This is a genomic window from Sporosarcina sp. A2 (genome assembly GCF_050858885.1).
Lineage (GTDB): Bacteria > Bacillota > Bacilli > Bacillales_A > Planococcaceae > Sporosarcina.
This window is the reverse complement of record NZ_CP193898.1, coordinates 3,058,186-3,085,080: the sequence shown is the minus strand read 5'-3', so window position 1 is coordinate 3,085,080 and position 26,895 is coordinate 3,058,186. Positions and strand designations below refer to the sequence as shown.

The following is a 26,895-nucleotide window of genomic DNA, read 5'->3' as shown; positions in this document are numbered from 1 at the left end:
CGCTCAAAACTGGATAAAACCAACATTGAATTCAAGACAGCCTTACGGCTCTCTAACTTATATTTGGGAAAGTCCTCGATCTATTAGTATCTGTCAGCTCCACATGTCGCCATGCTTCCACACCAGACCTATCCACCTCATCATCTTTGAGGGATCTTACTTACTTGCGTAATGGGAAATCTCATCTCGAGGGGGGCTTCATGCTTAGATGCTTTCAGCATTTATCCCGTCCACACATAGCTACCCAGCGATGCCTTTGGCAAGACAACTGGTACACCAGAGGTGTGTCCATCCCGGTCCTCTCGTACTAAGGACAGCTCCTCTCAAATTTCCTGCGCCCGCGACGGATAGGGACCGAACTGTCTCACGACGTTCTGAACCCAGCTCGCGTACCGCTTTAATGGGCGAACAGCCCAACCCTTGGGACCGACTACAGCCCCAGGATGCGATGAGCCGACATCGAGGTGCCAAACCTCCCCGTCGATGTGGACTCTTGGGGGAGATAAGCCTGTTATCCCCGGGGTAGCTTTTATCCGTTGAGCGATGGCCCTTCCATGCGGAACCACCGGATCACTAAGCCCGTCTTTCGACCCTGCTCGACTTGTAGGTCTCGCAGTCAAGCTCCCTTATGCCTTTGCACTCTACGAATGATGTCCGACCATTCTGAGGGAACCTTTGGGCGCCTCCGTTACTCTTTAGGAGGCGACCGCCCCAGTCAAACTGTCCGCCTGACACTGTCTCCTGCCCGGATCACGGGCAAGGGTTAGAAGTCCAATACAGCCAGGGTAGTATCCCACCATTGCCTCCTCCGAAGCTAGCGCTCCGGTCTCTTAGGCTCCTACCTATCCTGTACAGGCTGCACCGGAATTCAATATCAGGCTACAGTAAAGCTCCACGGGGTCTTTCCGTCCTGTCGCGGGTAATGCGCATCTTCACGCATATTATAATTTCACCGAGTCTCTCGTTGAGACAGTGCCCAGATCGTTACGCCTTTCGTGCGGGTCGGAACTTACCCGACAAGGAATTTCGCTACCTTAGGACCGTTATAGTTACGGCCGCCGTTTACTGGGGCTTCAATTCAAAGCTTCGCTTGCGCTAACCTCTCCTCTTAACCTTCCAGCACCGGGCAGGCGTCAGCCCCTATACGTCACCTTACGGTTTTGCAGAGACCTGTGTTTTTGCTAAACAGTCGCCTGGGCCTATTCACTGCGGCTCTCTCGGGCTATTCACCCTACCAGAGCACCCCTTCTCCCGAAGTTACGGGGTCATTTTGCCGAGTTCCTTAACGAGAGTTCTCTCGATCACCTTAGGATTCTCTCCTCGCCTACCTGTGTTGGTTTGCGGTACGGGTACCTCCCACCTCGTTAGAGGCTTTTCTTGGCAGTGTGAAATCAGGGACTCCAGGGTATACACCCCTTGCCATCACAGCTCAATGTATTAGAAACGGGATTTGCCTCGTTTCACACCTCACTGCTTAGACGCGCATAACCAACAGCGCGCTCACCCTATCCTTCTGCGTCACCCCATCACTCAAACGGTGGGGAGGTAGTACAGGAATATCAACCTGTTGTCCATCGTCTACGCCTATCGGCCTCGACTTAGGTCCCGACTGACCCTGAGTGGACGAGCCTTCCTCAGGAAACCTTGGGCATTCGGTGGAAGGGATTCTCACCCTTCTTTCGCTACTCATACCGGCATTCTCACTTCCAAGCGCTCCACCAGTCCTTCCGGTCTAGCTTCAACGCCCTTGGAACGCTCTCCTACCACTGACACCAAAGGTGTCAATCCGCAGTTTCGGTGATTCGTTTAGCCCCGATACATTTTCGGCGCAGCGCCACTCGACCAGTGAGCTATTACGCACTCTTTAAATGATGGCTGCTTCTGAGCCAACATCCTGGTTGTCTGGGCAGCGCCACATCCTTTTCCACTTAACGAATACTTTGGGACCTTAACTGGCGGTCTGGGCTGTTTCCCTCTCGACTATGGACCTTATCACCCATAGTCTGACTCCCAAACATAAATCATCGGCATTCGGAGTTTGTCTGAATTCGGTAACCCGGGATGGGCCCCTAGTCCAAACAGTGCTCTACCTCCGAGATTCTTAACGTTTGAGGCTAGCCCTAAAGCTATTTCGGAGAGAACCAGCTATCTCCAGGTTCGATTGGAATTTCACCGCTACCCACACCTCATCCCCGCACTTTTCAACGTACGTGGGTTCGGGCCTCCAGTAAGTGTTACCTTACCTTCACCCTGGACATGGGTAGATCACCTGGTTTCGGGTCTACGACCCCATACTCATTCGCCCTATTCAGACTCGCTTTCGCTGCGGCTCCGCATTCTCTGCTTAACCTCGCATGGAATCGTAACTCGCCGGTTCATTCTACAAAAGGCACGCCATCACCCATTAACGGGCTCTGACAACTTGTAGGCACACGGTTTCAGGATCTATTTCACTCCCCTTCCGGGGTGCTTTTCACCTTTCCCTCACGGTACTGGTTCACTATCGGTCACTAGGGAGTATTTAGCCTTGGGAGATGGTCCTCCCGGATTCCGACGGAATTTCACGTGTTCCGCCGTACTCAGGATCCACTCTGGAGGGGATGAATTTTCGGTTACGGGGCTTTTACCCTCTTTGGCGGACCTTTCCAGATCGCTTCGCCTAACTCATCCTTTTGTAACTCCGTATAGAGTGTCCTACAACCCCAGGAAGCAAGCTTCCTGGTTTGGGCTTTTCCCGTTTCGCTCGCCGCTACTCAGGGAATCGATTTTTCTTTCTCTTCCTCCGGATACTTAGATGTTTCAGTTCTCCGGGTTTGCCTCGTATTTGCTATGTATTCACAAATACGTACCATCCTATTAAAGATGGTGGGTTTCCCCATTCGGAAATCTTCGGATCAAAGCTTACTTACAGCTCCCCGAAGCATATCGGTGTTAGTGCCGTCCTTCTTAGGCTCCTAGTGCCAAGGCATCCACCGTGCGCCCTTTCTAACTTAACCAAAAGTTAACGTTCTTCTTTCAATCAGCGATGATTAAAAAGAAAGAACAAAAGAATCGCTGTTCGGCTCACATAAATGTGTCCGACTCGGTTGATTATCTTGATTTGTTGCTTCAATGTTGTTTTATCCAGTTTTCAATGAACAAGTTTTGAAGAATATATAAGAAACGACGATTGCTCGAAGTACCATATAAACCTTCAAAACTGAACGCAAAATGTCAACGCTATGAACCAAAGGTTCATTTCCGAATGTGCAGCTTCTTCATCACAAGGATGTTCCACTGACATATATCCTTAGAAAGGAGGTGATCCAGCCGCACCTTCCGATACGGCTACCTTGTTACGACTTCACCCCAATCATCTGTCCCACCTTCGGCGGCTAGCTCCCCTAAGGGTTACCCCACCGACTTCGGGTGTTACAAACTCTCGTGGTGTGACGGGCGGTGTGTACAAGACCCGGGAACGTATTCACCGTGGCATGCTGATCCACGATTACTAGCGATTCCGGCTTCATGCAGGCGAGTTGCAGCCTACAATCCGAACTGGGAACGGTTTTCTGGGATTCGCTTACCCTCGCGGGTTTGCAGCCCTCTGTACCGTCCATTGTAGCACGTGTGTAGCCCAGGTCATAAGGGGCATGATGATTTGACGTCATCCCCACCTTCCTCCGGTTTGTCACCGGCAGTCACCTTAGAGTGCCCAACTGAATGATGGCAACTAAGATTAAGGGTTGCGCTCGTTGCGGGACTTAACCCAACATCTCACGACACGAGCTGACGACAACCATGCACCACCTGTCACCACTGTCCCCGAAGGGAAAGGCATGTCTCCATGCCGGTCAGTGGGATGTCAAGACCTGGTAAGGTTCTTCGCGTTGCTTCGAATTAAACCACATGCTCCACCGCTTGTGCGGGTCCCCGTCAATTCCTTTGAGTTTCAGCCTTGCGGCCGTACTCCCCAGGCGGAGTGCTTAATGCGTTAGCTGCAGCACTAAGGGGCGGAAACCCCCTAACACTTAGCACTCATCGTTTACGGCGTGGACTACCAGGGTATCTAATCCTGTTTGCTCCCCACGCTTTCGCGCCTCAGCGTCAGTTACAGACCAGAAAGCCGCCTTCGCCACTGGTGTTCCTCCACATCTCTACGCATTTCACCGCTACACGTGGAATTCCGCTTTCCTCTTCTGTACTCAAGTCCCCCAGTTTCCAATGACCCTCCACGGTTGAGCCGTGGGCTTTCACATCAGACTTAAAGGACCGCCTGCGCGCGCTTTACGCCCAATAATTCCGGACAACGCTTGCCACCTACGTATTACCGCGGCTGCTGGCACGTAGTTAGCCGTGGCTTTCTGACGAGGTACCGTCAAGGTACGGGCAGTTACTCCCGTACGTGTTCTTCCCTCGCAACAGAGCTTTACGATCCGAAAACCTTCTTCACTCACGCGGCATTGCTCCATCAGACTTTCGTCCATTGTGGAAGATTCCCTACTGCTGCCTCCCGTAGGAGTCTGGGCCGTGTCTCAGTCCCAGTGTGGCCGATCACCCTCTCAGGTCGGCTACGCATCGTTGCCTTGGTAGGCCATTACCCCACCAACTAGCTAATGCGCCGCGGGCCCATCCTGCAGTGACAGCCGAAACCGTCTTTCAGAGTTCCTTCATGCGAAGGAACTGATTATTCGGTATTAGCCCCGGTTTCCCGGAGTTATCCCCATCTGCAGGGCAGGTTGCCCACGTGTTACTCACCCGTCCGCCGCTAATCAAAAGGAGCAAGCTCCAATTGATTCGCTCGACTTGCATGTATTAGGCATGCCGCCAGCGTTCGTCCTGAGCCAGGATCAAACTCTCCATAAAGAGAATTGATTGCTCAATTCGTACTGGCATCATTTAAGATGTCTATCAAATCAATTAAGATCTGTTTGTGTTTGTTTACCGGTAAAACCGGTTTCCCAAACGATATTTCGTTGACATTTTGCTGTTCAGTTTTCAAGGTTCATAGTGTTTCTGTTGTTTTCAGCAACTCTTACAGTATAACATACTATAACGTTACTGTCACGACTTTTTCAAAATTTGTTTTTCTTGGTTCGTTGTAACTTACTGAATCACTTTCTGTAAGAGCAACGTGTTCTATAATACCATGGCTGGAAAGATAGTGCAACTATTTTTCAATATTTATTCATTCAGTAAGTCGTGCATTGGATAAAAGCCTACCATACCAACGTTTATCGATGATGTGGTAGGTGAATTTCATGTACTACCTTCTATTAGTTAGTCTAGTAATTTCTCTATAGCTATTGAACGATGCTTGCTTAAATCCACGGACTTTTTACTATTCACTACATGAATTGCAGGACGTAATGGTAAATTTGAGTTAATCGCTATGACTTCTCCTAGAGTTCCGTCGGTTAATAGTACTTTGTCGCCTACACTTGGCATCCCTATTAAGGCATGAAGCGCTTCAAGTATTGCCGAATCAAACTTTCCAAACTCTTCTTCTTTCAGCATTTCTGCAACACGATATGGCGATTCCTTTGCTCGATATACTCGTTCACACGTCATAGCATGAAACACATCTGCAACCGCGAGAATTTGAGATAGCTGTGATACCTTCTCGTCTCTGTCTCCTCGTGGGTAACCACTGCCGTCTAATCTTTCATGGTGCTGAAGTACAGCTAATTTCATTTCCTGGCGTAACAATGGAGAATCATGCATCATTTGAAAACTAAGCACTGGATGCTTTTTGACCTCGTTAAATTCATCCTTTGTTAAAAATGCTGCCTTTTCCATTAGCGTAGTGCTAATCTTAGACATCCCACAATCAGCAATCGTTCCTGCCAAGCCTAATTGAAGGGTAGTACCTTTCGGATAACCTAGTTCACTCGCGAGTGCTGCTGTAAGAAGTCCTACTGATACCGCGTGGTGATAGAGATATTCTTTACGATTTGAGTACTCATTCAATATAATTAGCATCTTTTTATTTTCCATAGAAGTTTCAAGCAATGGCATGATTAATAGCCGAACCTTTGCAATATCTAACTTGGCACCGGATTTCCATGAAGTGAATTCCCTTTTATAATCGTTAACTGCCTTCTTATAGAGGGTATGCAAATCAGATGTCCGATTTATTCTTTTTTCAAGTAACTGATCGATATCGCTAGAAATGTCATCTGCCTTTCCAGCTTCTTTTTGTTCACCCTGCAAACGATTCACAATACGTTCCTCTATCTTTGCTCGTTTAATGCCAAATAGATCGAGGACTTCCAAATGATCAATTTCCAACATCGTTCCTTTACGTACTATAGGTAATGCTGTATTTGCATAGATGTCTTCAGCGAGGATTGCGCCTGGTCGAAGTTCATTTAAACTTTTATAGTTTTCCATTAGTAGTCACCGCATTCCTTTTCCAGATGGTTCTTCTTTTTCTATCATACGCTATTTTACAAATAAAAAAATACCGGTTTGGAATATTATCCAAACCGGTATTTATAAATTACTCTTCAGAATCAGTCTCTACCTGATCTTCAGGTAATTCTTCTGTTGACTCTAACTCTAGGTCATCTTCTGTATTAGAAACGAGAACTTGACCATCTTCTGATAGTCCTTCTTCATCCTGATCTATTTCTTCCAACAACTCTTTTTCAACCTTTGCAACTGTTGCAACAAACTCTTCTTCCCCTAAACGGATAAGTCGAACCCCTTGTGTACTTCGACCAATTAGAGAAATATCATGTATATCCATACGAATCAAAATGCCATGTAGTGTGATTAACATCAAGTCTTCCGTACCATCTACAGATTTCATCGCAACCATCTTACCATTACGCTCTGTGATATTAAGAGTCTTGAGTCCGAATCCGCCACGTGACTGGAGACGATATTCAGAGACTGGCGTTCGTTTACCGAATCCATTTTCCGTCACGACTAGAATCTCGTCATCTTCTTTAACGATATCCATTCCGACTACATGATCACTCTCACGTAAGCGAATCCCTATTACGCCACTTGCAGTTCGACTTAATGGACGAATCGATTCCTCTGTAAATTGAATTAGCATTCCGTCTTTTGTACCAATAGCAATTGTTTCGGTTCCATCTGTAAGCTTCACATTAATCAATTCATCTTCTTCACGAAGACGTAAAGCAATCAATCCGTTCGAACGAATGTTGGCAAATGCCATCACAGAAGTTCGTTTGACGAGACCTTCTTTTGTTGTAAAGAACAAGTATTGATCCTCTTCAAATTTCTCGATTGGAATCATAGTCGTCACTTTTTCATCTTTCTCAACGTCCAATAGATTTACTAACGGCAAGCCTTTAGCAGTTCTACTGAATTCCGGTACCTCGTATCCCTTTTTCCGGAATACACGGCCTTTGCTCGTGAAGAACAAAATCGTGTCATGAGTGGATGTATTCAACAAGTGCTCCACGAAGTCGTCATTATTCGTACCCATGCCCTGAATACCACGACCTCCGCGGCGCTGGCTACGGTACGTGTTCGCAGGTAACCGCTTCACATAGCCATGATGTGTCAGTGTTAAAACGGAGTTCTCCACAGGGATCAGATCTTCGTCTTCTAACATATCAGAACCACCAAGCGTAATTTCAGTTCTACGCTTATCTGCGAAACGTTGCTTAACTTCTAGCAATTCTTCTTTAATAATTTCTATGACTTTATTCTCATCAGCTAGTATCGCACGTAATTCGTTGATCAACACTACCAATTGTTGATACTCATCTTCAATCTTGTCGCGTTCCAGTCCAGTAAGTCGTTGCAAACGCATGTCTAATATAGCTTGCGCTTGGCGATCTGACAGACTGTACCGCTCTATTAGACCAGTTTTAGCTTCATCTGCAGTTTTAGAACCACGAATGAGTGCGATGATTTCATCGATATGATCAAGAGCAATCCGTAATCCTTCAAGAATATGTGCGCGATCTTCAGCTTTCTTCAGTTCGTACTGTGTACGGCGACGAATTACTACTTTTTGATGCTCTAAATAATGATATAAGATTTCTTTCAATGCGAGAACTTTTGGTTGACCATCAACAAGAGCAAGCATATTGATACCAAAGCTGGATTGAAGAGCTGTTTGCTTATACAAGTTATTTAGTAATACGTGTACGTTCGCATCTCTACGAACTTCAATAACAATACGCATCCCGGTGCGGTCAGATTCATCTGCAAGGTGTGTAATACCCTCAATTTTCTTTTCACGTACGAGATCTGCTATCTTTTCTATCAATCGGGCTTTATTTACTTGGTACGGTAACTCATGGACTATAATTGTCTCTTTCCCACTCGCTGCCTGTTCAATTTCAACTCTACCTCGAACTAGCAAAGATCCTCGACCTGTTTCATAGGCTCTTCGGATTCCACTGCGACCTAAAATAATACCGCCTGTCGGGAAATCGGGACCTGGAATAATTTCCATTAACTCTTCCGTTGTAATTGCCGGGTTCTCTGCAAGTGCAAGGACACCGTCAATCGTTTCACCTAAGTGATGGGGAGGGATATTGGTTGCCATTCCTACAGCAATTCCTGAAGTACCATTAACGAGCAAGTTCGGGAAGCGACTTGGCAATACGATTGGTTCTCTTTCCTGACCATCGTAATTATCTTTGTAATCAATTGTGTCTTTGTTTATGTCACGTAATAGTTCCATAGCGATTCTAGACATACGTGACTCTGTATAACGCATCGCTGCTGCTGAATCTCCGTCCACAGAACCGAAGTTCCCGTGTCCGTCCACCAACATATAACGATAGTTAAAGTCTTGCGCCATGCGCACCATCGTATCGTAAACAGCCGTGTCACCGTGTGGGTGATACTTACCAATTACGTCTCCAACAATACGAGCTGACTTTTTATGTGCCTTATCTGCTGTATTGCCTAGATCCTGCATTGCATATAAGATACGACGATGAACTGGCTTCAACCCATCACGTACGTCAGGTAGTGCACGTGAAACGATAACACTCATTGCATAGTCAAGGAAGGATGTCTCCATCTCTTTGCTTATATTGATTTCCTGCACACCGCGCTTTGGCAAATCTGCCATGTTGTCATACTCCTTTCAGCCTGACCTCTATTTATGAGTAAACAGAGGCAGCTCTCCATAACAATGAAAATGCTTATCAATCAAGCATCTAAGTTTTTCACGTAAATCGCGTTATCTTCGATGAACTTTCTGCGTGGAGCAACTTCATCGCCCATAAGTCTATTAAAAATCGCGTCAGCTTCAATTGCATTCTCAAGATGTACTTGAAGCAATGTACGTTGATCTGGATTCATCGTTGTTTCCCATAGTTGGGTAGCATCCATTTCACCAAGACCTTTATATCGCGTAATGATCGGTTTTGGTGTCGATGATAGACGATTCATGATTTCCTTAAGCGCTTCTTCGTCATAGCAATACTCTTCATTTTTACCTTGTTTGACACGGTAAAGTGGTGGTTGTGCGATATAGACATATCCTGCCTCAATTAATGGACGCATGAAACGGAAGAAGAAAGTCAAAAGCAACGTACGAATATGCGCTCCATCGACGTCAGCATCGGTCATGATTACAATCTTATGATACCGAGCTTTCGCCAAGTTAAATTCTTCGCCAATTCCAGTTCCAAGTGCCGTAATCATCATTCGAATTTCTTCGTTTCCTAGGATTCGGTCTAAACGGGCTTTTTCTACATTGAGAATTTTACCTCGGAGCGGCAAAATTGCTTGGAAGTGACGATCGCGCCCTCCTTTAGCAGAGCCTCCCGCTGAGTCTCCCTCTACGATGTACAGTTCACTGATCGCTGGATCACGTGATGAACAATCGGCAAGTTTACCTGGCAAACTAGATACTTCAAGAGCAGACTTTCTTCGCGTGAATTCTCGTGCATTTTTTGCAGCAAGACGAGCACGTGCCGCCATCAAGCTCTTATCAATCACTTTTCGTGCAACTTGTGGATTTTCAAGCATAAAACGTTGGTATCCTTCTGAAAATAGTGAGTTCACGATTGTGCTCACTTCAGAGTTCCCAAGTTTCGTTTTCGTCTGTCCTTCAAACTGTGGATCCGGATGTTTGATAGAGACAATTGCAGTCAATCCCTCGCGGACATCATCACCGCTCAAGTTTTGGTCTGCATCACGCAAAAGTCCGTTTTTACGAGCATAGTCGTTAATTACGCGAGTCAAAGCAGTTTTGAAGCCGGACTCATGTGTTCCGCCTTCATACGTATTAATATTATTTGCAAAAGAAAGTAGGTTGTCTGCGTAGCCACTATTATGCTGCATAGCAATTTCAACAGAAATACCATCTTTTTCACCTTCTATGAAAATCGGCTCTTCATATATTGGCTCTTTGTTTTCGTTCAAGTGCTCCACATATGATTTAATGCCGCCTTCGTAGAAATACGTATCTGTCCGTGACTCTTCTTTACGATTATCTGTGATCGTAATGCGAAGCCCACGGTTCAAGTAAGCAAGCTCTTGCAGACGATGTGCTAAGATGCCGTATTCGTACGTAGTTGTTTCCGTAAAGATTTCAGGGTCGGCTTTGAATCGAGTTGTAGTCCCAGTTTCATTCGAGACGCCAATTTCTCCAACTTCCTGGACCACTTTACCTTTGCTGAATTTAATTTCGTAAAGTTTTCCATTACGTTTTACAAAAACTTCAGTTTCAATGGACAATGCATTTACGACCGAAGCCCCTACACCGTGTAATCCACCTGAAACTTTATATCCGCCACCGCCGAACTTTCCTCCAGCGTGTAGCACCGTCATAATGACCTCAACTGCTGGTCGTCCAGTGGAGCCTTGTATATCTACAGGGATACCTCGACCATTATCATCGACGCGAATCCAATCATCTTTTTCAATTGTAACTTCAATGTGGTCACAGTAACCTGCTAGTGCCTCATCGATACTATTATCAACAATTTCCCAAACCAGGTGATGAAGACCTTTACCGCTCGTTGTCCCAATATACATACCAGGTCGTTTACGAACCGCTTCTAATCCTTCTAGCACCTGGATCTGATTGGCATCATATACGTTTTGTATCTCTTTTTCTTCCATGGCCAAACTGTTCACCTTTCCTTTCAGAACATGCCGGCAACCCGGTCTTGTTTTTCCGGTATTTCACCATAAAACAGGTGTTACATGTTATCCCGTCTAGTCACAGTGCCATCTTCAACCTCGAAGATCGCGGCATCACGGATTGTTTCGTGTTCAATTCCTGCAACAGTAGTTGTCGTCACAAACGTTTGTACTTGTCCTTGAATTGTATTCAGTAAATGAGATTGTCGATAGTCATCTAATTCGCTTAATACATCGTCTAGCAGCAAAATAGGTGCTTCTCCAACTTCTTGACGTACCAGTTCAATTTCAGCAAGTTTTAACGACAAGGCAGTCGTCCGTTGTTGACCTTGGGACCCGTAGGTTTGTATGTCATAACCATTTACCATAAACGTTAAGTCATCACGGTGCGGTCCGATCAGAGTAATCCCTCTGTCTAGTTCACGTTGCTTAACTTCAGCAAGCTTTCTCATCAGAATCTCTTTCATCTCAGCATCCGTCTGTTCAGGTGATAACTCTTTCAGGGTGTTATACGAAACTTCCAAGTTCTCTAGTCCACGTGAGATGCCATGGTGGATTGGAGCAGCCCACTTTTGCAATAGCTCCAAAAAGTAATATCGCTTTTTTATAATCTGAATCGCTTTATCGACAAACTGTTCTGTATAGACGTCAAACATGACATCCTCCAGTTGACGTTTTCCACGATTATTTTTAAGAATTGCATTTCGTTGTTTCAATAGTTTTTGATAATGCAATAAATCATGCAGATAAACCGGCGAAATTTGACCAATCTCCATATCTAGGAAACGCCTTCTCACTTGAGGGCTTCCTTTCACAAGATTGAGATCTTCGGGTGCAAACATGACAACATTCATTTGCCCGATATACAAACTCAGCCGGTTTTGCTCAATATGATTCACACGAGCTTTTTTTCCTTTTTTGGAAATGACTAGCTCAATGGGAAGATGTCCGTACTTCCGCTCAACATCGCCTTCTATTTTACCATACTCCTGGCCCCAACGGATAAGTTCACGATCATTTGACGTGCGATGTGATTTCGCCATAGCTAGCACGTAAATCGCTTCCATCACATTTGTCTTACCTTGTGCGTTTTCGCCGATGAATACGTTGATGTGCGGAGAAAATGAACATTCGAGAGAGGCATAATTTCTGAAGTTCCTTAACGCGAGGTGGTCAATGTGCATCCCGAGTTCCATATGGATCAGCGATCAACTTATACTTACCAACATTCGGCACCATAACAAGATCTCCATCATATAGTTTACGACCTCGACGTTGATCTACTTCGCCATTCACATAAATTACATTTTCACTAAGGAACCATTTTGCCATTCCTCCTGAACTAATTACATTCGCCATTTTTAAAAGTTGTCCTAGTGTTATATATTCCGTATTGAAGTGTATTTCTTCCATCTGCATTCATTCCCTCACAAAGTTAGTTTATATTTCTATTTTACCGGACTTTTGATTATAAGTAAAAAGGATAGCCGCTTTACGGCCATCCTTTTTTGTTCAATATGTGCGTACAGGCAAAATGAGCTGGAGAATCGAGTCATTATCTGTTGCTTTTAAGATGAATGGTCGCATTGTACCAGTGAAATGGACTTCGATATTTTGTCCATCAATGGCCTTAAGTGCATCCATCATATATTTAGCGCTGAACGAAATCTTCAACTCTTCTCCAGTTACTTCTTGTGCCTCTATCAATTCTTCAACTTTCCCTACTTCTGGAGAGTTTGAAGAAACTTCAAGTGTGTTCCCGCCTTCAGCAGAAAAACGAACGATATTATTACGGTCTTCTCGTGCGAGTAACGATGCACGGTCAATGGCTTGAAGCAATTGCTTTCCGTTCACTGTAACGGACGTTTTATATTCAGAAGGAATTAGACGCGATGTATCTGGATAATTTCCTTCAAGCAATCTTGAATAGAATAAGACGTTTCGAGTTTTAAACAATACTTGTTGATCCGCGAAAATGATCTCAACGGATTCTTGAGTGTCAGGAAGAATTTTATTAAGCTCTTGCAGACTCTTACCAGGAATAACGATGCTAAACGGCTGATCAGGTACATGTTCTGGAGACGTTTTTCGACTTGCTAGACGGTGACTGTCTGTTGCAACACAAACGAGTTCCCCATCTTTCAGTTCCCAATGAACACCTGTAAGTATTGGGCGTGTCTCATGTTGGGAAACAGCGAATACAGTTTCTCGAATTACAGATTTGATGAGATCTGACGGCAATGTCATTCTGTGCTCATCAGAAACTTCAGGCAGCACTGGATACTCATAAGGATCAGATCCAATTAGGTGGAATTCGGATTTACCTGAACGAATATGTGTGTGCAATCCTTCAGTTACTTCAATTACGACTTCATTTGTAGGAAGTTTACGTATGATTTCGCTGAAAAATTTCGCTTGAAGAACGATCATACCGTTCTCCATCACTTGAATAATTTGTTCACCATCTTGTTCTACAGGAATCGTTGTACAAATTGTAATGTCGGAATCACTTCCGGTCATTGTCAATCCCTTTTCATTCACTTCGATTTTGATACCCGTAAGAATTGGAATGGTTACCTTTTGACTAATCGCTTTCATGACATCGCTCAGACCCTCGAGCAATTTGTCTCTCATGATTTCAAATTTCATGTGAATCCCTCGCTTATATAATGAATTAAAGTACTTAAAAGAATAGTAGTAATAGTAGTAGGGCCTGTGGATATGTGGAAAAGCCTTTCAAACGAACAACTGATAAGGTTTTCCACATGTGTATAACATGTGCGTGAACGTGCACTAGTTATTCTAAGATATCCACAGTCTCGTTAACTTCTACCAAGTGCCGCCTTTATATCTTGAATGTCTTGCTGGAGTGATTTATCCTCTTTAACTAACTTCGAAATCTTCTCATGTGCGTGAATCACTGTAGAGTGATCGCGTCCTCCAAATTCAGAACCGATTTTTGGCAAGGATGCATCTGTCAGTTCACGAGATAGATACATCGCAACTTGACGTGGGAATGCAATTGCCCGAGTCCTTTTCTTTGCCGAGAAGTCTTCTAAACGGATACTAAAATGTTCTCCAACTGTTTTTTGAATGTCAATAATCGTAACAATTCTTGGACGTGCGTTAGGGATGATATCTTTCAACGCTTCTGCAGCTAGATCTGGAGTGATATCCATATTAACTAGCGAAGAATAAGCAACTACACGTATTAGTGCCCCTTCAAGCTCACGGATATTCGTATAAATCTGATTGGCAATGTATAGCATGACTTCGTTTGGGATATCAATAAGTCCATCAGCTTTCGCCTTTTTCCGCAAGATAGCGATTCTAGTTTCTAAGTCAGGCGGAGCAATATCCGTGATGAGTCCCCATTCAAAGCGAGACCTGAGCCGATCTTCCAAGGTAGGAATTTCTTTTGGAGGTCGATCACTAGAAATGACGATTTGCTTAGATTCTTCGTGCAATGTATTAAAGGTATGGAAGAATTCTTCTTGTGTTTGTTCTTTTCCAGCAAGAAATTGAATATCATCAATTAGCAATACATCTACACTGCGGTATTGGTCACGGAATTCTCCAGCTTTGTTGTCCCGAATCGAGTTTATAAATTCATTTGTAAACTTTTCACTCGATAAGTACACCACTTTAAGTGAGGGATTCTGTTCCAATACGTAATGACCGATAGCATGCATAAGGTGGGTCTTCCCAAGCCCGACGCCCCCATAGATGAATAACGGATTATAGGACTTCGCTGGCGCTTCAGCTACAGCTAATGAAGCAGCGTGCGCAAATCGATTGCCTGATCCGATTACGAATGTATCAAACGTATATTTAGGGTTAAGCATTGCGGCAGTCGTTGCAACAGCAGACTTCTCTACTCTTTTTACAACTGGTTTCGGCACAGCAAAATCCTTTTCAGCCATGTCTTCAGGGACTACAAAGTGAATTAACCGGTCTTCACCTGTCAATTCAGAAAGTATTCCTGTTATTAAATGTACGTAATGGCTCTCCAACCATTCTTTTGAAAATGAATTTGGGACAGCAATGGTTACATTTTCAGCTCCGTACGATAAAAGTTTTGTCGATTTCAGCCATGTTTCAAAACTAGGCCGGGAGATTTTTTCTTCCACTTTCGACAGAACTTCCTGCCAAAGGTTTTCTAAATGCTCCACAAGTGAACCTCCCTTTCGCCGAACTAAACCCGGAAGTATGTATTATACACAGTTTCCACGCTTGTGGGTAACTATTATTCAAAGTTGTTGAAAAAATTATCCACAACTTATTAACAATTGTGGATAAGAGTAGACGTATGAAATTATATACACAACAAAATCTTTCTTATTGTATCAGGAATTCTTATACATCGCAAGGGATTGCTAGAGTTATTCACATTGCCAGCAAATGTGGACAGTAACGTTATCCACAAGTAGGGATATGTGAAAAAGCTGTCGACAAATGCCGGTTTATGAAAAATTCAAACAAACCAGGGTGCACAGAACAAAAATTCGTTTCGTGTAGAAACTGTGGATAACCTAATTAAGATAAAAAGCGATTGAAGAAATAGATCAGAAGCATAATCGAAAGAAGAACTCAAGTATTACTATAAAAACCGTTTGACATTAACTCTTCAGACGGCTATACTTGTCAAGACTGTTATAAGTATCACGTAATTTAGTCAGTAAAGCAGGAGGTGTCTTCAACCATGAAACGTACATTCCAACCAAATACACGTAAACGCGCAAAAGTCCACGGCTTCCGTGCACGCATGAGCTCGAAAAACGGACGCAGAGTCCTTGCAGCCCGTCGCAGAAAAGGAAGAAAAGTTCTTTCAGCGTAAGCCACTGACACAATCAGTGGTTTTTTTTTATGCCAAAGTGTCATTAAACTACTACAACCACGCGATGGAGCAGGTGCCTAATGAAAAAAAACCAACGTATTAAGAAAAATGAGGAATTCCAACGAGTATTTAAGCAAGGTAAGTCATTTGCTAACCGACAATTCGTTGTCTATGTATCTAAAGCAGAGGGACAGCAGGAATTTAGAATCGGACTTTCAGTCGGTAAAAAAATCGGTAATGCAGTAATGCGTAATCGCATCAAGCGTTGTATACGACAAGCCTTTTTAGAAATGAAGGAAGATCTCCGGCAAGACCAAGACTATGTCATTATCGCCAGACATTCGGCGGCCAAGTTAGATTTCCATGAAACAAAAAAGAGTTTACAACACGTACTACGTATTGCACGCGTATTAAAGAAGAAGTAGAACTGAAAACGGCGTTCGTGATACACTGAAAATAAGAGTAGTTAGAAATAGAATAAGGTTTGGGGGAACTATATTGAAGAAAAAAGCAGGGTTGCTGTTCATGCTAACAGTCATGTCCGTTTTTTTGGCAGGCTGTTCAGATTTTAAAGAGCCAATATCGGCTTCAAGTGAAGGAATTTGGAGTAAGTATATTGTATGGCCACTCGTTTCATTAATTGAAACATTTAAAGAAATACTAGGTACCTACGGGCTCGGAATTATCGCAGTGACTATTATCATTCGTCTCATCTTATTACCATTAACATTGAAGCAAACTCAGAGTTCAAAGCAAATGCAAGCGATTCAACCAAAGTTGGCAGCCTTAAAAGAGAAGTACAAGTCAAAAGATGCAGTTACTCAAGAGAAGTATCGTGAAGAAATGCAAGCCGTCATGTCAGAAAACAAAGTCAATCCTGTGGCAGGCTGTTTACCAGTTCTAGTTCAAATGCCTATTCTAATCGGTTTCTATCACGCAATTAGTCGAATGAATGCAACACCAGAGATTCCATTAGGCAAATTCTTCGTCTTCGATTTAGCTACACCAAGCATTACATTGGCGGTTTTTGCAGGAATTATGCAATTCCTGGTGCTTCGCACAGGACCGGCAATGGATAACCCTCAAATGAAGATCATGATGTATATCATGCCATTTTTCATTATGATATTTGGATCGTTTTTACCTGCAGCATTAGCGTTGTACTGGGTAGTCGGAAATACGATCTCAATCATCCAAAACATCTTTATCTACAAACCGTTCAAGAAAAAGGAAGTTGTGATTGAACAACCAAAAGGTAAAGGGGGAGCCAAACGGAAATGAGTGAGATCAGACAAACCGGCAAGACCGTCGATGATGCAATCGCCTCTGCATTAGAGAAGTTGAATACTTTGCGGGACCAAGTCGATGTCCAAGTGATCACCCAAGGAAAGAAAGGATTTCTAGGGTTCGGCGCTGTACCAGCTGAAGTCTTAGTTACTCTTCTTCCAAAGGAACCTGAACAGGATCCAACTTCCGAGCAACTCTCTGAAAATGAAGCCTCAAGTGAACAAGCTTCTATTGAAGGATCTAATGAAGAACCTGAACTTATCTTGTCCAATGAAGAGATCATTGCAGAAACAAGCGCGTATATCCGTGCTATTGCTACTGATATGGGCGTTGAAGATTTGCAACTAAGCCACGAAACGGATGGAAAGGTCATCCGTTTTCAGTTAGAAAGTGAGAAAGCTGCATTCCTAATTGGCAAACGTGGAAGCACATTAAATGCACTGCAGCAATTAGCTCAGTTAGTCGCAAACAAAGGGACTGGAACTTACAAAGTGGTTCGAATCGATGTCGGAGATTATCGAATTCGTCGTGAAGAGGCGTTGACGCAATTGGCCGATCGTATGGCAGATAAAGCAATTCGAAGTGGGCGTAAAGTGCAACTTGAACCAATGCCTTCTAACGAGCGTAAAGTCCTCCATCATGCGCTTTCAGATCGACTCGATATCGAAACATACTCAGAAGGTAAGGATCCAAGGCGTTATCTAGTAATTGAACCGATCGTCTGAAAAAAGGGCCCTCAAAAGCCCTTTTTTTTATGCCTTTTTTTGTTCTAAATCGCTTATATCAGAAGTCCTTTTTCATGAATTCACCCCCGGTTCTCCAACTGTAATATATCCTTTTAACAGAAAAAGGACCAAATCCACAGATGGTTTTAGCTTTGAATATTCTCTTGAAATCTGCACGATATGACAAGGTAGCCACAAAGTTTTCAAGTTATCCACATTTTTTCAGCTCACTTGCTAGGACTATGCAACAATTTGTGATAATATTTACTGTTAGAAAGCTACGCCCGAAAATCGGTTATGCACATGTGGATAACGAGAAACAGGAAGGTGAGTCAAGGTGCAATTTGATACAATAGCGGCCATTTCGACGCCGATGGGAGAAGGAGCAATTGCGATTGTCCGTATAAGCGGAGATGATGCCGTAAAGATTGCGGATCGACTGTTCCGTTCACCATCTGGAAAGCGTTTAATGGAATCTGCTTCACATACGATACATTATGGACATTTGGTAGACCCATCAACAGACGAAACCGTTGAAGAGATTATGGTATCTCTTATGAAAGCACCAAAAACATTCACACGAGAAGACGTTATCGAATTGAATTGTCATGGCGGTTTGGTGTCCGTTAACCGGGTACTTCGACTCGTCCTCCAGTATGGAGCTCGATTAGCTGAGCCAGGTGAGTTCACGAAACGTGCCTTTTTAAATGGTCGAATAGATTTATCACAGTCAGAAGCAGTAATGGATTTAATCCGAGCGAAAACAGATCGGGCCATGAACGTTGCGCTGAATCAGATGGATGGAAAGTTGTCTCGACTGATTGGAGAGTTAAGACAAGCACTCCTTGAAACACTTGCCCAAGTGGAAGTGAATATCGATTATCCAGAGTATGATGATGTAGAAGAGATGACGATTCCACTAATGATTGAGAAGGGGGATTGGGTGAGGAGTGAAATTATTCGGCTCCTTTCAACTTCTTCTCAAGGCAGAATTCTTCGAGAAGGACTTTCCACAGTTATTATAGGTAGACCGAATGTAGGGAAATCTTCCTTACTTAACAGTCTCGTTCAGGAAAATAAAGCAATTGTAACTGACATAGCAGGGACAACTCGTGATATTATTGAAGAGTACGTAAACGTTAAAGGCGTGCCATTAAAATTGGTCGATACAGCGGGAATTCGGGAAACAGAAGATTTAGTAGAACGAATCGGTGTTGAACGTTCACGTCAAGTCTTAAAAGAAGCCGATCTCGTCATATTGCTGTTAAATGGTTCAGAAACGTTGTCTGACGAAGACGAAAGATTGCTTGAAACGGTTCGTCCGATGGATGCAATTATTGTCGTGAATAAGACAGATCTTCCTCAGCTGATGGATATCGAGAACGTAAAACAGTTGGCTGGCCAGAAGCACGTAATAACAACTTCTATACTTCAAGATGAAGGAATAGATGAATTAGAAGAAACGATTGCTGGTCTATTTTTCGGTGGTGGCATCGAAGCGGAAGATCCTACTTATGTTTCAAACGAGCGCCATATTGCTCTGTTGCATCAGGCTAAAACATCTATTGAAGATGCTATTCAAGCAGCAGAAGCGCGCGTTCCAATCGATATGATTCAAATCGATATTACACGCACATGGGAACTACTCGGTGAAATTGTAGGAGATACCGTCCAAGACAGTCTCATCAACCAGTTATTCTCTCAGTTTTGCCTCGGTAAATAATCAATTGAACACTTGGTTGCTACCAAGTGATTCACATATAGGAAGGATGAACGAGCATGCCACAATTTGAAGCAGGCACGTTCGATGTTATTGTAATCGGCGCCGGTCATGCAGGCGTAGAAGCAGCATATGCATCGGCAAAAATGGGGGCGAGTACACTTGTACTGACCATGAACTTGGATATGATTGCTTTCATGCCTTGTAATCCATCACTCGGAGGTCCTGCCAAAGGGATCGTTGTCCGGGAGATCGACGCACTTGGCGGTGCGATGGGTAAAGTAATCGACAAAACACACATCCAAATGCGGATGTTGAATACAGGAAAAGGTCCTGCCGTGCGTGCACTTCGAGCACAAGCGGATAAAGTTCTTTATCAGCAAGAAATGAAACGTATGCTAGAGGATGAAGAAAAATTATCTCTTCATCAAGGCGTTGTGGAAGAACTGATTGTCGAAGACGGAGAAGTAAAAGGTGTGCTTACCCAAATTGGGGCCATCTACCGCGCGAAAACTGTCATTGTTACAACGGGAACGTTTTTACGAGGAGAAGTTATCATAGGGGACTTGAAATACTCAAGCGGTCCAAACAACCAAATGCCATCTATTAAATTGGCAGATAGCCTTCGTGAACTTGGTTTCGATACGGTTCGATTTAAGACTGGAACTCCTCCACGCGTAAATAGCAACACGGTGGATTATAGCAAGACTGAAATTCAACCGGGAGACGATACACCACGTGCATTTAGTTTCGAAACGACTGAATTCATTACAGACCAACTTCCATGTTGGTTAACCTATACATCACCGTTAACGCACCAACTTATTAATGAAAATCTACATTTGTCACCTATGTACTCAGGAGTTATTAAAGGAAAAGGGCCAAGCTACTGCCCATCAATTGAAGATAAGATAGTCCGCTTTGCTGATAAATCACGTCATCAAATTTTCCTCGAGCCTGAAGGTCGCAATACACGCGAAATGTATGTACAAGGACTCTCAACTAGTTTACCTGAACACGTCCAACGTAAAATGATTGAGAGTGTGCCGGGTCTTGAAAAAGCTCAAATGCTACGTGCAGGGTACGCAATTGAGTATGACGCAATTGTCCCTACTCAGTTATGGCCAACGCTTGAAACAAAAAAGATTAAAAATTTATATACAGCAGGTCAATTGAATGGAACGTCCGGCTATGAGGAAGCTGCTGCACAAGGGATCATGGCGGGTATCAATGCAGCGAGTCGTGTTCTTGGTAAAGAAGAAGTTGTTCTTGGCCGAGCAGATGCTTACATTGGTGTCTTAATCGATGACTTAGTGACAAAAGGAACGAGTGAGCCTTACCGTCTACTCACTTCTCGAGCAGAGTACCGATTATTGTTACGCCACGATAATGCAGACTTACGTCTAACTGAAACCGGTCATTCACTTGGAATGATCTCAGAAGAACGTTATGCAAAATTCATTGTGAAAAAACAACAGATTGAAGACGAGATTGAACGGTTACGAAAAGTATCGGTCAAGCCGGAAGAAGCTGTTCAAGCAATTATAGAAGCAGCAGGTGGGACACCACTTCGCGAGCCTATGAAAGCCGCGGATTTGTTGAAACGTCCAGAGATGAAGTATGACGAGATTAGTAAAGTCATTCCATCTGAAACGGTCTGTACTCCAGACGTTGCGGAGCAAGTTGAAATATCGATTAAGTACGAAGGGTACATTGAAAAGGCGATGCAACAAGTGAATCGTATGAAGAAGATGGAGAATAAGAAAATTCCAGAGGGCATTGATTATCATGCAATTACAGGTCTCGCAAAAGAAGCACGAGCGAATTTAAGTGATGTACGTCCGTTGTCGATTGCTCAAGCTTCTCGAATTTCAGGAGTAAATCCTGCTGATATTTCTATTCTTCTTGTTTACATCGAACACGGTAAAATCGCTAAAATATCCGGCTAACCCCCAGCTAATACGGATATAAAGTCCGTATTAGCTTTTTTGAAAGGTGGATCCCATTGAACGAAGAACAATTTATCCAAGCACTAAGAGAGAAGGGAATACCTCTTTCTGATCATCAAGTTTCACAATTTGAGTTATATTTCAAATTACTCGTTGAATGGAACGAAAAGATGAATTTAACCGCAATCACAGATGCACCTTCTGTATACCTTAAACACTTTTACGATTCGATTTCGGCTGCATTTTTCACGGACTTGACTGAAGAACTAACACTCTGTGATGTCGGTGCAGGAGCAGGTTTCCCTAGCATACCGTTAAAAATCTGTTTCCCCAATCTACACGTCACAATCGTAGATTCATTAAACAAACGTATTAACTTTCTTAATGAACTTGCAGAGAAATTGGAATTGAAAAATGTTCGGTTTGTCCATGCACGTGCGGAGGACTTTGGACAGAATCCGATGTTCCGAGAAAAATTTGATATCGTAACAGCACGAGCAGTTGCACGTCTTAGTGTACTAGCTGAACTGTGCGTACCGGCTTTGAAAGTGGAAGGTCGTTTCGTAGCCATGAAAGGCGCGGCAGCAGCCGATGAAATGACAGATGCAAAAATAGCACTTGAAACTCTTGGTGTTGTGTTAGAAGATAAACATACATTCTCTCTTCCTCTTGAAGAGAGTGAACGGACAGTATTTGTTTTCTCGAAAAAGAAGAAAACGCCTAAAAAGTATCCACGAAAACCGGGCATGCCAAATAAGACGCCAATCCGTTGAACTGTTTCACGTGGAACAATGCAGGCCATTTAGAGAATGAGAGTGAATGTTTCACTCTCGTTCTTACATAGGTTTTCAGTTCACTTTATCTTAGTGGGCTGCCATCAAAATATAGTCCAGTAGTTATTTCATTGGATAGGTGATGGATGGAAATCATCCTCTCTGCAGCGACTGCTAGTGTTCACAACAGAGGATAGTCTTGAAAAGGTGGTGTCTCGAATGAAAAATACGTTCTCACGTTTTTTTGGGAATGGAGAAAAAGAACTCCCCCCTATAGAAAAATCAGAACCTATGGTGAATGAAACTGTAGAGCAAGTACAAATCGATCGCATTAAACCGAATCGTTTTCAACCGCGCACCATCTTCTCTGAAGAGAAAATTGAAGAGTTGGCCCGTACCATACATACACACGGGATTATTCAACCAATCGTTATTCGTCAAACTGATGAAGAAAACTATGAAATCATCGCAGGGGAGAGACGTTACCGGGCGATGAAAAAACTTGGGTGGGAAGAAGTTCCTGCCATAGTTCGAAATTTAGATGATAAAGAAACAGCCTCAATCGCATTGATTGAAAACTTACAACGCGAAGAACTGACAGCAATTGAAGAAGCGTATGCTTACGAGAAGTTACTTGAACTTCATGCGCTGACACAAGAAGCGTTAGCTCAACGTTTGGGAAAAGGTCAATCTACGATTGCAAATAAAATGAGGCTATTAAAGTTGCCTGAAGAAATTAAGCACGCGATCTTAACGAAAGAGATCTCAGAACGTCATGCACGAGCATTAATTTCTTTGAAAGATCCTGAACTTCAACAACAAATATTTGAAGAAGCGATTGAAAAAGGGTTGAACGTTAAACAGTTAGAAGCAAGAATAAAAGAAATTCTTACACCTCCAGAGCCAAAAGATAAAAAGAAGGCACCTCGGAGAAAATCAGTAAGTAAAGACGTACGCATTGCCGTCAATACGATTCGTCAATCATTAACAATGGTAACGAAGAGTGGTATCGATTTAACAACAGAAGAAGAAGATTCTGAGGACTTCTATACATTTACAGTTAAAATCCCGAAATCTAAATAAAAATAACCTCATTTGACTCTTGCTTCGAGATAGCAAGAGTTTTTGTTTTGTTATTCGTACCATTTGCAATGCTTTTTTGGTAAACTGATTAATAGAACTAGTATGTAGAGATCGAACAGCATGTTAGAAAGAAAGCAGGTGCTCGTTTGGGAAGAATCATCGCAATAGCCAATCAAAAAGGCGGCGTCGGAAAAACAACCACATCGGTTAATCTCAGCGCCTGTCTCGCACATATCGGAAAGAAAGTGTTATTGATTGATACTGATCCCCAAGGGAACGCAACGAGTGGGGTAGGCATCAACAAAGGGGACGTCCAAAATTGTATATATGACATTCTGATTGATGATGTTCCTATGAAGGATGTTGTACTGCCAACCAAAGTACCTCTATTAGACTGTATTCCAGCGACGATTTCATTAGCCGGAGCGGAAATTGAATTGGTTTCTACAATTTCGAGAGAAGTACGAATGAAGCATGCCATTCAAGAAGTGAAAGCTGATTATGATTACATTATTATTGACTGTCCTCCCTCGCTTGGGTTGTTAACAATCAACGCACTTACTGCATCGGATGCTATTATAATTCCAGTTCAATGTGAATATTATGCATTGGAAGGACTGAGTCAGTTACTTAGTACTATCCGTCTTGTTCAAAAGCATTTGAACGAAAACCTTGTAATTGACGGAGTTCTGCTTACAATGTTTGATGCTCGAACAAATTTAGGGATTCAAGTAATTGATGAAGTTAAAAAGTACTTCCAAGACAAAGTATATAAATCGATTATTCCACGAAACGTAAGGTTGAGTGAAGCACCGAGTCACGGAGAACCAATCATCTTATATGATTCACGTTCACGTGGAGCGGAAGTTTACTTAGAGCTGGCAAAGGAAGTGGTTCACAATGGCTAAAGGTCTTGGTAAGGGAATCAACGCATTGTTTCCAGGAGAGTCTCTTGTAAAAGCAGAGTCAGTGGAACAAATTAATCTTAAAAGTATTACGGCGAATCCATATCAACCGAGAAAGCATTTTGATGAAGCAGCAATTCAGGAACTAAGTGCTTCTATTAAAGAGCATGGAGTCTTGCAGCCAATTATTTTACGTAAAGTCGGATCTGCACACGAAATAGTCGTAGGAGAACGTCGATTCCGAGCTGCAAAGCTTGCTGGATTAAAAGAAATTCCAGCAGTCGTACGTCAGCTTACAGATACTGAATCTATGGAACTTGCAATTTTGGAGAATTTACAACGAGAAGACTTGTCCCCAATAGAAGAGGCAGAAGCCTATCAAAACTTGATGGATAGTTTAGCGCTAACGCAAGAACAACTTGCATTTCGTTTAGGAAAAAGTCGTCCTCATATTGCAAACCATATTAGATTGCTTGCGTTACCGGAGAAAGTTCGTAAAGACATTACAGACGGCAAGCTCTCAATGGGGCATGGTAGAACACTGCTCGGATTGCGTAAAAAAGAACAAATTAGTATAATCGCTGAAAAAACGATGAAGGAAGGCTTGAACGTTCGTCAATTAGAAGCGCTTGTACAAAAGTTGAATGATAATGTTTCACGTGAAACAACTAAGAAGAAAGAAAAGAAAGATTTGTTTCTTGTTGAACAAGAAACTTCATTACGAGAACATTTCGGAACAAATGTATCTATTAAAAAAACAAAGAACAAAGGGAAAATAGAAATTGAGTTTTTCTCTGAGGAAGACTTCGAACGTATTATAGATTTATTGAATGATTGAGCATGTACCTATTTCGCATTCGCGGAATAGGTACTATTTTTAAATGGTCTGGAAGTGGTAAGCGTGGTGTTTTACGGAACGTTAGTGAATGTAGCGTTAATAATTATAGGTTCTTTAGTTGGAAGAGTTTTTAAAAATATTCCTGATCGAATGAAGCAGACAGTTATGTATGGAATTGCATTAGCAGTAATGGCGATTGGAATTCAAATGACATTTGAAAGCACGCAGTTACTTATCGTCATTATTAGTATTGTAGTTGGTTCCGTTATAGGTGAATGGATCAACGTAGATAATATGATGGAGCAAGCCGGTAAATGGTTAGAATCCAAGATGCCTGTGCAAAAGAATGGTCTTGGAATTTCCCAAGGGTTCATTACCGCGACGATGATTTTTGTAATTGGATCCATGTCTATTATAGGAGCGATTGACAGTGGGCTGCGAAATGATCACGATATCCTCATGATGAAAGGAATCATTGATGGGTTCACAGCCATTATTCTTAGCTCAACGCTTGGAATTGGTGTCATCTTTGCTGCTGTACCCGTTCTGATTTATCAAGGGCTCATTACCTTGTTTTCCACACAGATCAGCCGTTTTGTACCAGATGAACTTTTAGAGTTATTCATCTCAGAAATGACGGCTACGGGTGGTCTAATGATCTTGGCAATTGGGCTTAACTTAATCGGTTTGACTAAGGTCCGTGTAGCTAACTTCATTCCAGCGATCCCGGTAGTTGCTGTGATTGTAAGTATCATATACGCGTTTTGACTTAAGTCTACCGTGGGCAAGCTGCAATGCACGTGAGATAGTTCGTCCCATTTCATAGGATAAGTGAAGACGTGTGCTTTGAAGAACAGAATGCTCCATGAAACCACCAATATTGACAACGCCTTTTACAGCGATATCACCAACAGAAGGCAAGTCTTTTCCAACAGCTTTACCAGGTTGTAATGGACCATCTTGAATGAGTAGGTGTCCGACTGAATCACTTTTACCAAGACATGCATCAATCGCGACAATGAAAGCATCAGGATGTTCCTTGGTTACTCTAGTTAATGTCTCGTCCAAGTTTAAGGCATGAAGTGGGTCTTCTAACGTACCAATAACGCGATAAGGGAACGTGCTGTTTTCTGACAGCATAGATCCAATCAGTGGACCGAGTGCGTCACCCGTCGAGCGATCTGTACCTATACAGAGAAACAATACTTCACGTGAAGTGAAAGGGATGTTTTCTAGAAATAGAGTACTCAACTTCCAAATGGCACCCGTTTCATTGTAGTGAATGCGAGAGTTCAATTCAGCTTGTTCAAGTTTTTGCATAATCAGGCTCCTGTCTAGGAATAGTAGTATGAATGTGTGGTGTCCTGCAGTATACTCATAGCAAAGCCAATTTATACGTATATATTGAAACTATGAACAGGTTAACAGAATGAAGAACGGAGTGAGTGTTGTGGAAACGAAACAATTCGGCCTGAATGATGTCGTGGAGATGAAAAAACAACACCCATGCGGAACAAACGCTTGGAAGGTAATTCGCATGGGTGCTGATATTCGCATTAAATGTATGGGCTGCGGTCATAGTCTTATGATTCCACGAAACGATTTTGCTAAAAAAATGAAGCGTGTCATTCAGCAAGGGGAAATGGAAAGCTGAATGGACAGATAGACGTTCTCTCCTTATAATGAAAGAGTTGCATTCATACTC

Annotated in this window: 20 protein-coding genes and 2 rRNA genes; 12 read left to right on the top strand and 10 right to left on the bottom strand. The window is 42.9% G+C overall.

Going from position 1 to position 26,895, the window contains the following annotated elements; translation table 11 throughout:
* Window positions 1-63 precede the first annotated feature (63 nt).
* The 9 genes from ACRPI0_RS15670 to dnaA form a co-directional block, all read right to left on the bottom strand.
* A 23S ribosomal RNA gene (locus ACRPI0_RS15670) occupies window positions 64-2,996 on the bottom strand.
* 297 nt (window positions 2,997-3,293) lie between these two features.
* Window positions 3,294-4,845 (bottom strand): 16S ribosomal RNA (locus ACRPI0_RS15665).
* The 16S and 23S rRNA genes sit together here, the layout of an rRNA operon.
* Window positions 4,846-5,259: 414 nt before the next feature.
* Window positions 5,260-6,372, bottom strand: a complete 1,113-nt coding sequence (locus tag ACRPI0_RS15660; RefSeq protein ID WP_432353702.1) for an HD-GYP domain-containing protein — start codon at window positions 6,370-6,372, stop codon at window positions 5,260-5,262.
* Window positions 6,373-6,481: 109 nt separating this feature from the next.
* The gene (gene gyrA, locus ACRPI0_RS15655; RefSeq protein ID WP_432353701.1) at window positions 6,482-9,049 is read right to left on the bottom strand and encodes a DNA gyrase subunit A; all 2,568 of its coding nucleotides are present in this window, start codon (window positions 9,047-9,049) and stop codon (window positions 6,482-6,484) included.
* A gap of 80 nt (window positions 9,050-9,129) precedes the next feature.
* Window positions 9,130-11,052 (bottom strand): DNA topoisomerase (ATP-hydrolyzing) subunit B, encoded by a 1,923-nt coding sequence (gyrB, locus tag ACRPI0_RS15650; RefSeq protein WP_432353700.1) that lies wholly within the window; start codon window positions 11,050-11,052, stop codon window positions 9,130-9,132.
* An 80-nt stretch (window positions 11,053-11,132) separates the two neighbouring features.
* A complete protein-coding gene (gene recF / locus ACRPI0_RS15645; protein WP_432355987.1) occupies window positions 11,133-12,257 on the bottom strand; it encodes a DNA replication/repair protein RecF in 1,125 nt (374 codons plus the stop codon).
* A complete protein-coding gene (gene yaaA, locus ACRPI0_RS15640) occupies window positions 12,247-12,486 on the bottom strand; it encodes a S4 domain-containing protein YaaA (RefSeq protein ID WP_116018859.1) in 240 nt (79 codons plus the stop codon). The genes recF and yaaA overlap by 11 nt, the downstream gene beginning before the upstream one ends.
* Window positions 12,487-12,585: 99 nt before the next feature.
* Window positions 12,586-13,722, bottom strand: a complete 1,137-nt coding sequence (gene dnaN, locus ACRPI0_RS15635; protein WP_432353699.1) for a DNA polymerase III subunit beta — start codon at window positions 13,720-13,722, stop codon at window positions 12,586-12,588.
* Window positions 13,723-13,895: 173 nt separating this feature from the next.
* Entirely contained in the window at window positions 13,896-15,245 is a 1,350-nt protein-coding gene (gene dnaA / locus ACRPI0_RS15630; protein ID WP_432353698.1) for a chromosomal replication initiator protein DnaA, read from the bottom strand.
* 530 nt (window positions 15,246-15,775) lie between these two features.
* Here dnaA and rpmH point away from each other — a divergent pair.
* The 11 genes from rpmH (at window position 15,776) to ACRPI0_RS15575 (ending at window position 25,958) form a co-directional block, all read left to right on the top strand.
* Entirely contained in the window at window positions 15,776-15,910 is a 135-nt protein-coding gene (gene rpmH, locus ACRPI0_RS15625) for a 50S ribosomal protein L34 (RefSeq protein ID WP_025784280.1), read from the top strand.
* An 80-nt stretch (window positions 15,911-15,990) separates the two neighbouring features.
* Window positions 15,991-16,335 (top strand): ribonuclease P protein component, encoded by a 345-nt coding sequence (rnpA, locus tag ACRPI0_RS15620; protein ID WP_432353697.1) that lies wholly within the window; start codon window positions 15,991-15,993, stop codon window positions 16,333-16,335.
* Window positions 16,336-16,408: 73 nt separating this feature from the next.
* The gene (gene yidC / locus ACRPI0_RS15615; protein ID WP_432353696.1) at window positions 16,409-17,191 is read left to right on the top strand and encodes a membrane protein insertase YidC; all 783 of its coding nucleotides are present in this window, start codon (window positions 16,409-16,411) and stop codon (window positions 17,189-17,191) included.
* A complete protein-coding gene (gene jag / locus ACRPI0_RS15610) occupies window positions 17,188-17,922 on the top strand; it encodes an RNA-binding cell elongation regulator Jag/EloR (RefSeq protein ID WP_432353695.1) in 735 nt (244 codons plus the stop codon). The genes yidC and jag overlap by 4 nt, the downstream gene beginning before the upstream one ends.
* 337 nt (window positions 17,923-18,259) lie before the next feature.
* Window positions 18,260-19,645, top strand: coding sequence for a tRNA uridine-5-carboxymethylaminomethyl(34) synthesis GTPase MnmE (gene mnmE, locus ACRPI0_RS15605; RefSeq protein ID WP_432353694.1), 1,386 nt, complete (start codon window positions 18,260-18,262; stop codon window positions 19,643-19,645).
* Window positions 19,646-19,701: 56 nt separating this feature from the next.
* A complete protein-coding gene (mnmG, locus tag ACRPI0_RS15600; protein WP_432353693.1) occupies window positions 19,702-21,591 on the top strand; it encodes a tRNA uridine-5-carboxymethylaminomethyl(34) synthesis enzyme MnmG in 1,890 nt (629 codons plus the stop codon).
* Window positions 21,592-21,647: 56 nt separating this feature from the next.
* The gene (gene rsmG / locus ACRPI0_RS15595; RefSeq protein ID WP_432353692.1) at window positions 21,648-22,364 is read left to right on the top strand and encodes a 16S rRNA (guanine(527)-N(7))-methyltransferase RsmG; all 717 of its coding nucleotides are present in this window, start codon (window positions 21,648-21,650) and stop codon (window positions 22,362-22,364) included.
* Between the two features lie 219 nt (window positions 22,365-22,583).
* Window positions 22,584-23,447 (top strand): nucleoid occlusion protein, encoded by an 864-nt coding sequence (gene noc, locus ACRPI0_RS15590; RefSeq protein WP_432353691.1) that lies wholly within the window; start codon window positions 22,584-22,586, stop codon window positions 23,445-23,447.
* 146 nt (window positions 23,448-23,593) lie between these two features.
* Window positions 23,594-24,355 (top strand): ParA family protein, encoded by a 762-nt coding sequence (locus ACRPI0_RS15585; RefSeq protein WP_432353690.1) that lies wholly within the window; start codon window positions 23,594-23,596, stop codon window positions 24,353-24,355.
* Window positions 24,348-25,190, top strand: coding sequence for a ParB/RepB/Spo0J family partition protein (locus tag ACRPI0_RS15580; RefSeq protein ID WP_432353689.1), 843 nt, complete (start codon window positions 24,348-24,350; stop codon window positions 25,188-25,190). The genes ACRPI0_RS15585 and ACRPI0_RS15580 overlap by 8 nt, the downstream gene beginning before the upstream one ends.
* 63 nt (window positions 25,191-25,253) lie before the next feature.
* Complete coding sequence (locus tag ACRPI0_RS15575) at window positions 25,254-25,958, top strand: DUF554 domain-containing protein (RefSeq protein ID WP_432353687.1); 705 nt, start codon at window positions 25,254-25,256, stop codon at window positions 25,956-25,958.
* On the opposite strand, the gene yyaC is transcribed toward ACRPI0_RS15575, so the two are convergent.
* Window positions 25,869-26,510: a spore protease YyaC gene (gene yyaC, locus ACRPI0_RS15570; protein ID WP_432353686.1), complete on the bottom strand. Its 642-nt coding sequence runs from the start codon at window positions 26,508-26,510 to the stop codon at window positions 25,869-25,871. The genes ACRPI0_RS15575 and yyaC overlap by 90 nt on opposite strands.
* Window positions 26,511-26,640: 130 nt before the next feature.
* Here yyaC and ACRPI0_RS15565 point away from each other — a divergent pair, with 130 nt between their 5' ends.
* Entirely contained in the window at window positions 26,641-26,844 is a 204-nt protein-coding gene (locus tag ACRPI0_RS15565; protein WP_432355986.1) for a DUF951 domain-containing protein, read from the top strand.
* The last annotated feature ends 51 nt before the right edge of the window (window positions 26,845-26,895 follow it).